The following is a 13,880-nucleotide window of genomic DNA, read 5'->3' on the forward strand; positions in this document are numbered from 1 at the left end:
CAAAATGAGCAATACAATCACAACTACAAATTTTAATTTCCCGAATCAGAAATCAGTTTACCGCGGAAAAGTTAGAGAAGTTTATAATATCAACGACGAACTTTTGGTAATGGTAGCAACCGATAGACTTTCGGCGTTTGATGTGGTTTTGCCAAAAGGGATTCCGTACAAAGGACAAATCCTAAATCAGATTGCAACTAAATTTATGGAATTGACACAAGATATCGTTCCAAACTGGTTGATTGCAACTCCAGATCCAAGTGTTGCTGTTGGACATTTATGTGAGCCTTTTAAAGTAGAAATGGTAATTCGCGGTTATTTGTCTGGACACGCGTCTCGTGAATATGCAGCTGGTAGAAGACAAATTTGCGGTGTGACGATGGCTGAAGGTTTAAAAGAAAATGATAAATTTCCTGAACCAATTATTACACCAACTACAAAAGCTGATAATGGTTCTCATGACGAAGATATTTCTCGTGAAGATATTTTAGCGAAAGGAATTGTTTCTGAAGAAGATTATTTAGTTTTAGAAAAATATACTCGTGCTTTATTTCAAAGAGGAACTGAAATTGCTGCTTCTCGCGGATTAATTTTAGTAGATACAAAATATGAATTCGGAAAAACAAAAGACGGTGTTATCGTTTTAATTGACGAAATTCATACTCCAGATTCTTCTCGATATTTTTATGCTGAAGGATATGCTGAAAGACAAGAAAAAGGAGAGGAGCAAAAACAATTATCTAAAGAATTTGTTCGTCGTTGGTTGATCGAAAATGGTTTCCAAGGGCAAGAAGGACAGGTGATTCCAGATATGTCAGACGAATATATTGAATCTGTTTCTGAAAGATACATCGAATTATACGAGAATATTTTAGGAGAGAAGTTTGTAAAAGCAGATATTGACAATATTGATCAACGTATTGAAAAAAACGTATTAGATTACCTTTCTTCAAAATAGTAATTTCGGGTTTAAACTAATTATTTAAACCATGAATGTTATAACGAAAAAAAATGCCCTGTTATTTGTATGTCTTACAGCAGGGCATTTTCTTTTGGCGCAAATTGATAGAAATGCAACAAAAGAAACTAAGAACCTTTACCAGAATTTAAAAACTATTTCAAAGAGTCATATTCTTTTTGGTCATCAGCATGCTTTAGAATACGGTCATGGATGGAGTAACGAGCCAAATAAATCTGATGTGAAATTGGTTACGGGTTCGCATCCTGCTGTTGTTGGAATTGATTTTAGTGATTTTTCAGGACAATCTAAAGAACAAATTGAAAATGCTAAAACAACTTTAAGGAAGAATGTTGTAGACACTTATGAACGAGGTGGAATCACAACTGTTTCTTGGCATTTTAATAATCCTGTTTCTGGTGGTGATTTTTATTGGAAAGACAGCGTTGCAACTGCTTCAATGGCTTTGATAAAACCAGGTGGCTCTCATCACGAACAATATAAAGAAATCTTAAAAACAATAGCTGATTTTGCTCATTCTGTAAAAGCAAAAAACGGAACACTTTCTCCTATGATTTTCAGACCTTTCCACGAATTTGATGGGGATTGGTTTTGGTGGGGAAAATCACATACTTCACGAGAAGATTTTATTGAAGTCTGGCAATTTACAGTGTCCTATTTGAAAGATACTTTGGGAGTTCATAATTTTATTTACGCTTTTTCTCCAGACAATCAATTCAATTCGGAAGAAGAATATTTAGAACGATATCCAGGTGATCAATATGTTGATTTATTTGGAATGGATAACTATGGCGATTTTGGTCGTGATGGGAAATATGATTTAGAAGCAGGTCTAAAAAAGCTTCAAATAATATCAAATCTAGGAGAGAAAAAGAAAAAACTAGCAGCATTTACAGAAACAGGTTTAGAATCTATTCCAAATGAAAAATGGTGGACAGAAGTCTTGTTGAAAACACTAAAATCCAATGACTTAAAATTGGCTTATATATTAGTTTGGAGAAACGACAATACAAGTCCGACGCATTATTATGCGCCATTTCCGGGACAAATAAGCGAAAATGATTTTATAAAATTTTATAATGATCCGTTTACTTTGTTTGAGAAGGATCTTAAAAAGATTTACACCGCAAAATTCTAAACTTAAATATACTGCGATTTATAATGACGCAATTCAATTTTGCTTGAATTGCGTTTTTTTTTGTTTTTTTTTCGAAATGATGCAACGAAATGACATTGTTTGTCGTCTAATAAGAAATCATCATCATCAATCAATTAACAAACAATCAATCATTATGAAAAAAACAGTAATTATTTTAAGTGCAATTTTTGTCTTTGCAAACGCATCAGCAACATCAATTTCAAGAATAAAAATTGAAAATCAAGTTGAGTATTCAGCTTTTGGGAAATCTCCATTACATCTTGCAATTAGCAAAGGAGATGTAGAAGCCGTAAAGAAATTTATAATGTACGGAACCAACATCAATAAAATGGTTAATAATATGACTCCGTTAATGGTAGCAGCGCGATTTAATCATTGTGAAATTGTTCGAATTTTATTAGCCAACGGTGCAGATGCTTCAATTGAAAACGGACATGGATTTACAGCTTTGAAATATGCGGAGTATGGAAAAGCAACAGACGCTGTTGTTATTTTAAAGAACTTGAAAAAATAACTGAAAAGTCTTTGAAATAGTAAAGTGCAATTCTTAGTTGAATTGCACTTTACTTATTTTAAAAAGAATTACTCCATTTTATCTTTTAGATTTTCAAGACCTTTTTGAAGATCGTTTCCAATCATTTGATCCATTTTTAACATAGGAAGCATGATATTTGTAGGATAGGGAATAACACCGCTAATTCCCCATTTCACTTTTGTTTGATTTGTTGAAACTGGTTCAGTTGACATAAAACCCACAGCCGTGTCTTCCATTGGTTTTTTGAATCTGAGAGCAAAATCAATTCTTCTGTTTTCTGTAATTTTGGTTATTTCCTGTTCACCAACACCAACTTCTTTTATGTTACTTTCCCAACTCGATAGTGAACCTACAGCACCATCAGTTCCTTTGTAACTCACTTTCATTTTAGGATCAATATTAGCCCAAACGCTAAACTCATTCTGATTTTTTAATGATTTAACATAATTAAAGATACTGTCAGCAGGTTTATTAATTGTGATTTCCCTTTCTACAACATATTCTTTAGGCATAAAATAAGCAGCAATTAATACAATTGAAATGATCAAAATTAATACGATAAGAATTCTTTTGATAATAAGCATAATACTGGTTTTTAAGGTTATAGTTGAATAATAGATACAAAATAGTTTTATTCTTACAGTAAAGTTAAAAAAAACCGAATTGCATTTGCATTCAGCTTTAAAAAGAATGAAGAAATAAAATTTACTTTTTTTTCTCAATTATTGTAACATTTGATATTTTCTGACGTCTATTATACTGAAACAATGAAATTGCTAACATTAAGATGCTTCTATTGTGTATTTATTAAGTAACTGTTAAGAATTGGTTAAAACATGGTACTTTGTTATACATAATAATAAAATTAAGATTACTTTTACATTGTAATAAAAATCATCATCATCAATCATTTAACAACAATCAATTATTATGAAAAAATCAGTTATTTATTTAGGACTTGCCTTAGTTGCATTTGGAAATGTAGCAATGGCTTCAAACGAAGTTTCAACTGTTAAAAATCCAGTTGAGTATACAGGTTATGCTGCAAATCCATTAAACGTTGCAATCAGCAAAGGGGATTTGGAAACAGTTAAAAAGTTTATTGAATACGGGGCAGATGTAAATCAAATGTCTGAAGATCTTACACCTTTAATGATTGCAGCACGTTACAACAAGCATGAAATTCTTAAAGTTTTATTGGCAAATGGAGCGCGTCCTAATTTGAAAAATGAAAAAGGATATACTGCTTTAAAATATGCGGAATTATCAAATGCTTCAGAATCTATTGTTATTCTGAAGGAGTTGAGATAAACAGAAAACAGTTTAAAAAAGTTTTGAGTTAGTATTAAAATGACCTTTCTGAGCAAAAGGTCATTTTTTTTTGCACTAGTTTTTTTATTTATATCAAACAAAAAAGCACCATTCAAAAGAATGATGCTTTTCGCTTTTAAATCCAACAATTGATTTAAAAAATCTAAAAAAATAAATTATTACTCAATTGGTACGTGTTTTTTTCTGTTGAAAATCCAGAATAAAATAGGGAATACCAATAAGGTTAAAACGGTAGCAGTCATAAGTCCACCAATAATTACGATTGCTAATGGTTTCTGTGATTCGGATCCAATTCCCGTTGAAATTGCAGCAGGCATTAATCCAATAGACGCCATTAATGCGGTCATTACTACAGCTCTGGTTCTAGCTTTTACTCCCATAAAAATAGATTCTTCGAGCGTAAACTTGGATTTTAAATTATGATGGAATTCAGAAATTAAAATAACTCCATTTTGAATACAGATTCCTAAAAGAGCAATAAATCCAACTCCTGCAGAAATCCCAAAATTCATTCCTGTAATATGCAAGGCAATAATTCCACCAATAATAGCAAATGGAACGTTGGCTAAAACCAGAAGTGAATCTTTAAAGTTTCCAAATAGTATAAATAAAAGAACAAAAATTCCAATTAAACTGATTGGTACAACCTGAGCAAGACGAGCACTTGCACGAACCTGATTCTCAAATTCACCTGTCCAACCAGTTGTATAACCAGCAGGGAGTTTTAGTTTATTCACTTTTGCTTGTGCTTCTGCAATTGTGCTTCCTAAATCTCGATCACGAACAGAGAATTTTACTCCAATAAAACGTTTTGTATTGTCTCGGTAAATAAATGCTGGACCAGTAATGGTTTTAATATCACAGATTTCTTTCAAAGGAATTTTAATACCACTTATTGTCGGAACTTTAATTTCTTCCAAATCTTTTTCATCTTTTCTGTATTCTTTTGAAAAACGGACACGAACATCAAATTTCTTTTCATCTTCATATTTTTCAGTTGCTGTTTTTCCTCCAAAAGCTAATTCGAGAACAGCTTGTGCATCACTTAAAGTAACGCCATAAGCAGCCATTTTTTCACGATCTAAGATAACACTTATTTCAGGCTGACCAACATTTCTTAGTATTCCAGCATCTTTTATTCCTGGGATATCTTTAATCTGCACTAAAACTTCATTGGCAAGTTGATCTAATTTATTTAAATCATCACCATATATTTTAACTGCATTCGAAGCTTTAAATCCTGCAACAGATTCGGCTACGTTATCAATTACAGGTTGCGAATAATTATAAGTAATTCCTTGATGAACTTTTAACTTATTATCCATTTCATTAATCAGATCATCCATAGAAATTTTACGTTTCCATTCTGCTTTTGGAAGTAAATCAACCTGGAGCTGAATAAATCCAAAACCATTAGGATCTGTTCCATCGTTGCTTCGACCAGTTTGCGACAACACTTTTTTAACCTCAGGAAAAGTTTCTAAATCTTTTCTAATCATCGCGGCAGTTTTCACACTTTCAGGAAGTGAAGTACTCATAGGTAATTCTGCTGTTACCCACAGTGCTCCTTCATTTAATTGCGGTAAGAACTCTGTACCTAAGAAACCTGCAGAAAAGAAAACGGCTACTAATAATGCAGTTGAAGCAATTAAAGATTGTACTTTATGTTTAAAAGTCCATGCAAAACCTTTGCTCACAATTCGATCCCAGAAATTTACAAACGGATTGTTTTTTTCTTTTACATTTTTATTTAAAAGAATGTGAGAAAGAACAGGAACTAATGTCAAAGTAAAAATAAGCGCTCCCAATAAAGCAAAACCTAAAGTAAAGGCTAGGGGAGAGAACATTTTTCCTTCTACTTTCTGGAATGAGAAGATTGGAAGCAAAGCGGTTATAATAATCAATTTTGAAAAGAAGATAGCTTTCCCCATTTCTGTTCCAGTCTTTTTGATTAAGCTTCCTTTGGCAATTTTATTAAATTTCTCCATTCCCAGTTGATGTGCCCGATGATCTAAGACTACAAATAAACCTTCGACCATTACAACAGCTCCATCAATGATAATTCCGAAATCGACTGCACCTAAACTCAATAAGTTGGCGCTCATTCCCATCATTTTAAGACACAAGAATGCAAATAATAAGGAAAGCGGAATTACAATAGAAACGGTAAAAGTAGTTCGCCAATCGGCCATGAATAAGAATACGACACAAGTTACTAGAATAATCCCTTCAAATAAATTGTGCATTACCGTTTCGGTCGTGAAATTCATCAAATTGTCACGATCATAAAAAGTTTCTATTTTAATGTCTTTTGGAAGGACATTTTCATTAAGGTCTTGAATTTTTGCTTTAATTAAGGCTAAAGTTTCTTGCGGGTTTTCGCCTTTTCGCATTACCACAATTCCTTCAACGGCATCATCATTATCTCCTAAACCTGTTTGTCCAACTCTTGGCATCGAACTTTCGTAAACATCAGCAAGATTTTTAACCAAAATCGGATTTCCTCCGGCATCATCAACAATAATGTTTCCGATATCTTCTTTAGATTTTAGTAATCCAACTCCACGAACAACAAAAGCTTGTCCATTTTTTTCGATAACATCTCCACCGACATTTAAGTTTCCGGCATTTACAGCATTATAAACTTGTAAAGGCGTAATATTGTATTTAGCTAATTTAATTGGATCAACTCCAACTTCATACGTTTTAGTCTGACCTCCAAAAACATTTAGATCGGCAACACCAGGAAGAGAACGAAGTTGTTTGTCAATTACCCAGTTTTGGTAAGTCAGCAATTCTCTACTGTCTCTGCTGTCACTTTTTACAATATATCTAAAAATTTCACCAGTTGGACCATAAGGTGGCTGAACATCTGGTTCTACATCATCTGGAAGCGAAACGTTTTTTAGTAAATTGTTTACCTGAAAACGTGCAAAAGTATCGTCTACACCATCATCAAAAATGATTTTAATAACCGATAATCCAAACATGGTAATGCTTCGAACGCTAGTTTTTTTCTGAACTGAGTTCATCGAAATTTCGATTGGAGACGTTACAAAACGTTCTACTTCTTCAGCACTTTTTCCATTCCATTGTGTAATGATAATGATCTGTGTATTAGTGACATCAGGAAAAGCATCGATAGGCATATTCTTGAATGAAATAAACCCTGCAACGGCTAATAAACCAACCCAAAAGAAGGTAAATGCTTTATTCTTTAAAGAAAAAGCAATAATATTTTTAATGAATTTGTTCATGTCTTAATTATTTAAAGCACCATAAATAAACAACTGATTGTTTGTGATTACTTTTTCGTTTTCTGTTAAACCACTTGAGATATAAGTTGTATCTCCAACTACTCTGTAAACTTCTACTTGTCTTGTTTCTATATTATTACGGTCTTTAAACACCACAACAAAGTTTTTGCTTTTATCAAATACAATTGCTTTGCTTGGCACAGCTATCATAGATTGATTTTCGTTAAAAGACAATTTGATGTTTGCATTCATATCGGGCTTCAGCATGTAATCAGGATTGTTTAGTTTGATTCTTGCTTGCATCGCTTTGGTTTCCGGATCAATGACATTGTAAATTTTATCTACTTTTCCGTGAAACGTTTTATCAGGATAACTTAGAGTTGTTACTGATGCACTGGTTCCAAGTTTTACTTTATTAATATCAATTTCATTAATATTCGCCATTGCCCAAACTTCACTGATTTCGGCTATATCAAAAATGTTTTCAGAACGATCGTTACGCAGCAACATGTCTTGATTTATACTTTTTTGAATGATAAAACCGCTAATAGGAGCTGTAACTTCGTAAATAGATCCAGCTTTGATATTGTAAATCTTATAAGTTTCCTGAATTTTACTCAATTGAGATTGCGCTTTGTTTACCTCAGATTTTGCCTGAAGAACATCACTTTCAGAATTCAATTTTCCATCAAATAATTCTTGCGCTACTTTCAGATTGTTTTTCGCAACCAATAAATCACTTTTTGCATCAATGGACTGTTTTTCAAAATCTGCAACATCTGTACTTTTTATAGTAGCTAAAACTTGTCCTTTTTTTACATAATCTCCAAGTTCAACATTTACTTTCATTACGTTTCCGCCAACAAGAGGATAAACGTCAATCATTTTGTTGTTGTCTGCTGTAATTTTTCCGTAGAAACTAAGTTCGTTTTTCAGTGGTTGCGTTTCAGCTGGAGCAGTTGTTGTCGTTTTAAGCATTGCATCGCTTAAAACAAATGAAGTATTGGTTTCTGGATTTTGAACTTCTTTTTTGCAACTTGTTAGAGTTAGACTTACTATTGCGATTCCTATGAATAATGTATGTTTCATTTCTTTATATTTTTAGAATAAATCTTTGTTTATTGTGCTATTTAATTCTTCACCAGCTATAACCACTTTTTTCTTTAATTCATTTAATTGAATTATTGCTTGATTATAACTTTCCATAAAATCGGTAAATTCTAAAAGACTTACATTTCGTTTTTGAAAATTGGTTAGCATACCATTATAGACTGCTTCAAAATCAGAATTTACGGTTGGTTTTATAACCGCATAGTTTTGTCTAGATTCATCCCATTTTGTCCATGCAGAAGTAATCTCGGTTTGTAATTGAAGTTCAAAATTTTGTTTTTCAATTTTAGATTGTTCTAAAACAGTTTGTGCATATTTAATATTTCCTTTGTTTTTATTCCATAGCGGTAACGGAATTGCAACGTTGACATTGGCTTCATTATTGAAAGCCCCGCTTCGTTGATCGTAATTAGCTCCCACGGTAATATCTGGAACAGAAAGTGATTTCTGCCATTTTACATTTAGTTCGTTGGCATCAATTTCTTTTTGTTTGGCTAAATAATCGGGACGATTTGCTATAGCTTGTTCTTCAAAGCTTTTAAGATCAAAATCAATTACTTTTAGGTATTTATTAGAATCATCTTTGCTAACTGTTGGAATTACATTTTCAGTTTCATTCATTAACAGTTTTAAATTGGCTTGTTCTTCAATATTGTTATTGATAACTTCTAATCGTTCGTTTTTAAAGTTAAGATACAGTGACTGCAAACGAACAACATCTTTTAGTGGAATATTTCCTTTTTGTGCCTGAACAGAATATGAATTTATTAAATTTTCAATATGAGCTAATTGTTTGTCTGTGTTTTCAAGGTTCTTAGAATTATAATATACCGTGTAAAAGCTCTTTCTTAATTGAAGCTTTAATGTTCGTAGTACATCATTAAATTGAAGTTCTGCAAGTTGTGAATTGGCTTGGGCAAGTTTAACTTCATTTCGCTTTTTACCACCTAAATAGATAAGTTGCTCAATTGAAAAGACTTTCTGTCCATTTTTTCCAATGTCAAAATATTTATCTCTTTCTGGATTATAAGCATTTAATTCTGCCGAAATTGTGGGATTATCCCAGATACGCGCTTGAATAGTTAGTGCTTTCGAGGCATCAATATTATATTGAGCAGCTAGTAAAAAGAGATTCTTTTTTAAGAATTGACTTTCGCAGTCTTGAAGGGTAACTGTTTTTTGAGCTATTGCAGCTTGATTGAGAAGTGCAAATAACAGCAATGCGAATAACTTTTTCATTGTATCATTTTTAATTATACAAATATGCTATCAACAGGCTTTAAGAGACCTTAAAATCTACCTTAAAAATAGCTTAAAATTATTTATATATTAAAAAAAATCTGAAATAAATTCGTGTTAATGTTTGGTGTTGAGTAGTTTATGTTTGCTTTGTGCAATGTCAAAATCCTTTGTACGATTCTTAAACCAAGTCCGAAGCCTGAAGTTCCTTGAGAATTTTTACCACGCATGAAAGGCTGGAAAAGATTCTTTTGCTCTTCTTCACTTAAAGTTTCTCCTGTATTCGAAACTGATACAATGAGGTGATAACGGTCTGTACTTATTTTTACTTTCGCTTGTTTATTATCTGAATAAACGCAGGCATTTTTTAAAACATTACCTAAAGCAATTTCTAAGAGATTTTTATTTCCTTTTATTTCTAAAGCGGTATCAAGATCTTCACTTTCTTCCATTTCGAATAAAATCACAAAATCAGGAAAAGATTTGTTTATCTTTTCTATAGAAGAAAATAAAATTTCATCTATTCTTTGAATTTCATGGTTTTCCGCTTCACGACTATCAATTTTAGAAAGAATCAATAAAGAATTGATCAACTCACTTAAATGATTGACATCTGCTAATATCGTATTTAAGAATGAACGATTTTTAGGTTTAAGGTCAGGATCGGCAACAGCATTTTCAATCTGTGAAGTCATTCTAGAAAGCGGTGTTCGCAATTCGTGAGAAGCGTGTGCCGTAAATTCCTTTTGTTTTTGATACGAAATTTCAATTCGATCCATCATGAAGTTAAACTCGTCCGCAATCAAATCGACTTCATTTTTAGTGCTTTTCGATTCAATTCTTGTATCAAGATTATTTTCGTTTATGTTTTTTATTTTCTGATGAAAAGCATTTAACGGATTCATTACTTTTTTAACCGTAATAGAGGTAATAACCCAGCACAAACAGGTAAAGAAAATATAAGAAACAATTAAGGTATAACGTAAAAAGAGCAGTTTCTTTTTACCATAATCATCAGTTGCTGATATCAAGGCATAGAAATCCTTGTCGTTAGTATCATAAAAAACGCCATAAACTTCGTAGTCTCCTTGTTGCTTAAAAAAGGTTTTGTTCTTTTTTAAGTATTTTAAATCATCAACAGACCAATTGATTTTTGCATCATCAATGCTGCTGTAAATCAGTTTATAATTAGAGTCAAAAACCAAAGTTTTCTCGTCATACAATTTATTAATAGAATTTTGATCAATTATTTTTAAAAGCTGATTATCGACCTGTTTTACATTCACTAATAGTTTTATATTAGACAATGCTTTTATTTCCAGTCGATCGCGAAATTCTTCTTTTCGATAATTAGAATATAAAATGAATATCACTGTAGAGGCCAATCCAAAAAGGATGGTAAACAATAAACTTACTAAAAGTGATATCCGATTTTTTAATGTCATTCTTGATCGCTTAAGTAATATCCGTAACCTACTTTGGTACGAATAAGTTTTGTTTCATGGTCTTTGTCAATCTTTTTTCTAAGAAAGTTAATGTAAACTTCAATAGTATTTTGATTGGTTTCAATATGATAATCCCAAAGTTTTTCGGCAATGAATTGTTTGGAAAGAACTTTTCCTTTGGCATGAGCTAGAATAAGAATAAGTTTGAATTCTTTTGGAGTAAGTTTAATTTCTTCTCCAGATCTAACGACTTTCATTTCTTCTTCAAAAATTTGAAGATCATTAATTGTTATTTTATTTTCTACTTGCTGTGGAACATCTTTTCTTCTCAAAAGAGATTGTGCTCTGGCGAACAATTCATCAAAATGAAAAGGTTTTACTAAATAATCATCTGCGCCATTATCAAAAGAAGATAATTTATCTTCAATTTCGCTAAAAGCAGTCAGCATAATAATAGGAGTTTTTTTGTCGATTTCTCGAATTCCTTTACAGACATCGATTCCGTTGGTTCCAGGAACGTTAATATCGAGAACAATCAAATCATATTCGTACGGAAAATACTTTTTCAATAATAATGATCCATCATAATAAGGAATGCACTCGAAACCTTTTGAAGTAAAGAATGTTGAAATTTCTTTTGATAAAGTAAAGTCGTCTTCGAGTAGTAGTATTTTCATGTAGGACTGATTATTTGTAAATCCGATTTAAAAAATCGGATTTACATTAAAGATACATCTTATTTAAAATAAGAGAAAGTTTCATTGTTTTCAATTTTCAATAAAGCTTCATAAATAAGTTCAATAACATTTTCAACATCATCTCGATGAACCATTTCTACAGTTGTATGCATATAACGCAAAGGAAGCGAAATTAATGCAGACGGAACACCGCCGTTACTATAAGCAAAAGCATCTGTATCTGTACCTGTCGCACGAGATGTCGCATGTCTTTGAAATGGAATTTTTTTCTCCTCAGCCGTATCTACAATTAAATCACGCAGTTTGTTTTGAATCGCAGGAGAATAACCAATAACAGGACCTTTTCCCATTTTCAGGTCACCTTCCACTTTTTTGTCAATCATTGGCGTAGTAGTATCGTGGCAGACATCAGTTACGATGGCAACATTCGGTTTTATACGGTGTGCAATCATTTCGGCACCGCGAAGACCAATTTCTTCTTGAACAGAATTTACGATGTATAATCCAAAAGGAAGTTTTTTATTGTTCTCTTTTAATAATCGCGCGACTTCAGCAATCATGAAACCACCCATTCTATTGTCAATCGCACGGCAAACAAATTTGTTTTCGTTTAAAATCATAAATTCATCAGGATAAGTAATCACACATCCAACGTGAACTCCTAAAGCTTCAACTTGCTCTTTATTTTCGCAGCCTAAATCAATAAATATATTGCTTAATTTAGGGATTTCTTCCTTATCACGTAAACGAGTATGAATAGCCGGCCATCCAAAAACACCTTTTACAATTCCGTTTTTAGTATGAATGTTAACTCTTTTAGAAGGCGCAATCTGATGATCAGAACCACCATTTCTAATAACGTAGATTAAACCATCTTCAGTGATATAGTTTACATACCAAGAAATTTCATCAGCATGTCCTTCAATAACAACCTTATAAGGAGCATCAGGATTAATGACACCAACAGCAGTTCCATAAGTGTCCGTTATAAAAGTGTCAACATAAGGTTTTAAATAGTCCATCCAAAGTTTCTGGCCTTCACTTTCGTAACCAGTAGGAGAAGCGTTATTTAGGTAGCTTTCTAAGAATGCTATAGAAGTATCTTTTAAGATAGAATTTGTGCTCATAAAAATATTTTTCCGCTAAAATATAAATTTGGTATCAGAGTTGTGTATAAATATATAATTTTACATTTAAATTATGATTCGATGAGACTAACCACCTTTATTTTATTTATACTATTTATTTCCTTTAATTCCAATGCCCAAGTTACTCCAAAAGAGAATGAACAAATGGGGTATATACTAACAGAACAAGATTCTATTTTAAACGACACTATCCAGTTGCCAGAGATAATTATATCAAAGGGTGAAAAGATGAATCCGGAAGAGTTAAAACAATTTCAGATTCTTCAGAACAGAGTGTATAAAGTATATCCGTATGCTAAATTGGCTTCAGAAAGGCTGACAGCATTAAATAATGGAATGGCACGTTTAAAAACAAGTCGTGAAAAGAAAAAATACTTTAAAATAGTAGAAGATTATTTGAACAATGAATTTGAACAAAGACTTAAAAAGCTTTCCAGAAAGCAAGGACAAATTTTAGTCAAGTTAATTCATCGTCAAACTGGAATCACAACCTATGAATTGATAAAAACATTAAAAAGCGGATTTAAAGCGTTTGTTTCTAATACAACGGCAAATTTATTTGATATAAGTTTAAAAACAGAATACAAACCTTACGATGTGAATGAAGACTATTTAATTGAAACAATTTTAGTCAGAGCATTTGAGTCAGGTCGTTTGGTAAATCAAAAATCTGCTAATCCTGTGGATTATGATGATTTGTCAAATAGGTGGCAGCAGAGAGCAAAGGAATTAAATAAAAAGTGATCATACTATATAGTATATAACCCGACAGTTTTTTAAACCTGTCGGGTTCGTTTTTTTATATACATATAATATATAATAAGTGAGGCGAATTATGCTGAGTGCAGCGAAGCCTTCAAGTTTTGAATTTGAAATTTAAATATTGGAATTTCGTTAATTATTAGGAGCCATTTCCCGCTATGCGCTTCAATCTTTTGTTTTGAACCCCAAAACAAAAGGATTTCCGCTTCTATCGGG

The 13,880-nt window shown here is 32.1% G+C and carries 12 protein-coding genes; 5 read left to right on the top strand and 7 right to left on the bottom strand.

Annotated features, from left to right (window positions below; all coding sequences use genetic code 11):
- Positions 1-4: 4 nt before the first annotated feature.
- The 3 genes from NQQ59_RS23185 to NQQ59_RS23195 all read left to right on the top strand — a co-directional run bounded on the left by NQQ59_RS23185 (position 5) and on the right by NQQ59_RS23195 (position 2,652).
- Positions 5-958 (top strand): phosphoribosylaminoimidazolesuccinocarboxamide synthase, encoded by a 954-nt coding sequence (locus tag NQQ59_RS23185; protein ID WP_144212437.1) that lies wholly within the window; start codon positions 5-7, stop codon positions 956-958.
- 31 nt (positions 959-989) lie between these two features.
- Entirely contained in the window at positions 990-2,117 is a 1,128-nt protein-coding gene (locus NQQ59_RS23190) for a glycoside hydrolase family 26 protein (protein ID WP_144212439.1), read from the top strand.
- Between the two features lie 154 nt (positions 2,118-2,271).
- A complete protein-coding gene (locus NQQ59_RS23195) occupies positions 2,272-2,652 on the top strand; it encodes an ankyrin repeat domain-containing protein (RefSeq protein ID WP_144212441.1) in 381 nt (126 codons plus the stop codon).
- A gap of 68 nt (positions 2,653-2,720) precedes the next feature.
- On the opposite strand, the gene NQQ59_RS23200 is transcribed toward NQQ59_RS23195, so the two are convergent.
- Positions 2,721-3,257 carry an SRPBCC family protein gene (locus NQQ59_RS23200; RefSeq protein WP_144212443.1) on the bottom strand — a complete coding sequence of 179 codons (537 nt, stop codon included), beginning with the start codon at positions 3,255-3,257 and terminating at the stop codon, positions 2,721-2,723.
- Positions 3,258-3,603: 346 nt separating this feature from the next.
- On the opposite strand from NQQ59_RS23200, the gene NQQ59_RS23205 reads away from it, so the two are divergent.
- A complete protein-coding gene (locus NQQ59_RS23205; protein WP_144212445.1) occupies positions 3,604-3,984 on the top strand; it encodes an ankyrin repeat domain-containing protein in 381 nt (126 codons plus the stop codon).
- 179 nt (positions 3,985-4,163) lie between these two features.
- Here the strand turns inward: NQQ59_RS23205 and NQQ59_RS23210 are convergent, their stop codons facing one another.
- The 6 genes from NQQ59_RS23210 to NQQ59_RS23235 all read right to left on the bottom strand — a co-directional run bounded on the left by NQQ59_RS23210 (position 4,164) and on the right by NQQ59_RS23235 (position 12,881).
- Entirely contained in the window at positions 4,164-7,262 is a 3,099-nt protein-coding gene (locus NQQ59_RS23210; protein WP_144212447.1) for an efflux RND transporter permease subunit, read from the bottom strand.
- A 3-nt stretch (positions 7,263-7,265) separates the two neighbouring features.
- Positions 7,266-8,351: an efflux RND transporter periplasmic adaptor subunit gene (locus NQQ59_RS23215; RefSeq protein WP_257698447.1), complete on the bottom strand. Its 1,086-nt coding sequence runs from the start codon at positions 8,349-8,351 to the stop codon at positions 7,266-7,268.
- Positions 8,352-8,363: 12 nt separating this feature from the next.
- Complete coding sequence (locus NQQ59_RS23220; protein ID WP_144212451.1) at positions 8,364-9,611, bottom strand: TolC family protein; 1,248 nt, start codon at positions 9,609-9,611, stop codon at positions 8,364-8,366.
- Positions 9,612-9,694: 83 nt separating this feature from the next.
- The gene (locus NQQ59_RS23225; RefSeq protein ID WP_144212453.1) at positions 9,695-11,056 is read right to left on the bottom strand and encodes a HAMP domain-containing sensor histidine kinase; all 1,362 of its coding nucleotides are present in this window, start codon (positions 11,054-11,056) and stop codon (positions 9,695-9,697) included.
- Positions 11,053-11,733, bottom strand: coding sequence for a response regulator transcription factor (locus tag NQQ59_RS23230; RefSeq protein WP_144212455.1), 681 nt, complete (start codon positions 11,731-11,733; stop codon positions 11,053-11,055). The genes NQQ59_RS23225 and NQQ59_RS23230 overlap by 4 nt, the downstream gene beginning before the upstream one ends.
- 59 nt (positions 11,734-11,792) lie before the next feature.
- Positions 11,793-12,881 carry a M42 family metallopeptidase gene (locus NQQ59_RS23235; RefSeq protein ID WP_144212457.1) on the bottom strand — a complete coding sequence of 363 codons (1,089 nt, stop codon included), beginning with the start codon at positions 12,879-12,881 and terminating at the stop codon, positions 11,793-11,795.
- Positions 12,882-12,962: 81 nt separating this feature from the next.
- Between NQQ59_RS23235 and NQQ59_RS23240 the strand changes: the two genes are divergently transcribed.
- Complete coding sequence (locus NQQ59_RS23240; protein ID WP_144219719.1) at positions 12,963-13,646, top strand: DUF4294 domain-containing protein; 684 nt, start codon at positions 12,963-12,965, stop codon at positions 13,644-13,646.
- The last annotated feature ends 234 nt before the right edge of the window (positions 13,647-13,880 follow it).

Source organism: Flavobacterium panacis (assembly GCF_024649945.1).
GTDB lineage: Bacteria > Bacteroidota > Bacteroidia > Flavobacteriales > Flavobacteriaceae > Flavobacterium > Flavobacterium panacis.

Excerpts from the sequence above, each read along its gene's own strand:
- NQQ59_RS23215 (WP_257698447.1), bottom strand. The coding sequence starts at position 8,351 with ATGAAACATACATTATTCATAGGAATCGCAATAGTAAGTCTAACTCTA.
- NQQ59_RS23195 (WP_144212441.1), top strand. The coding sequence starts at position 2,272 with ATGAAAAAAACAGTAATTATTTTAAGTGCAATTTTTGTCTTTGCAAAC.
- NQQ59_RS23210 (WP_144212447.1), bottom strand. The coding sequence starts at position 7,262 with ATGAACAAATTCATTAAAAATATTATTGCTTTTTCTTTAAAGAATAAA.
- NQQ59_RS23230 (WP_144212455.1), bottom strand. The coding sequence starts at position 11,733 with ATGAAAATACTACTACTCGAAGACGACTTTACTTTATCAAAAGAAATT.
- NQQ59_RS23240 (WP_144219719.1), top strand. The coding sequence starts at position 12,963 with ATGAGACTAACCACCTTTATTTTATTTATACTATTTATTTCCTTTAAT.
- NQQ59_RS23225 (WP_144212453.1), bottom strand. The coding sequence starts at position 11,056 with ATGACATTAAAAAATCGGATATCACTTTTAGTAAGTTTATTGTTTACC.
- NQQ59_RS23205 (WP_144212445.1), top strand. The coding sequence starts at position 3,604 with ATGAAAAAATCAGTTATTTATTTAGGACTTGCCTTAGTTGCATTTGGA.
- NQQ59_RS23235 (WP_144212457.1), bottom strand. The coding sequence starts at position 12,881 with ATGAGCACAAATTCTATCTTAAAAGATACTTCTATAGCATTCTTAGAA.
- NQQ59_RS23200 (WP_144212443.1), bottom strand. The coding sequence starts at position 3,257 with ATGCTTATTATCAAAAGAATTCTTATCGTATTAATTTTGATCATTTCA.
- NQQ59_RS23190 (WP_144212439.1), top strand. The coding sequence starts at position 990 with ATGAATGTTATAACGAAAAAAAATGCCCTGTTATTTGTATGTCTTACA.
- NQQ59_RS23220 (WP_144212451.1), bottom strand. The coding sequence starts at position 9,611 with ATGAAAAAGTTATTCGCATTGCTGTTATTTGCACTTCTCAATCAAGCT.
- NQQ59_RS23185 (WP_144212437.1), top strand. The coding sequence starts at position 5 with ATGAGCAATACAATCACAACTACAAATTTTAATTTCCCGAATCAGAAA.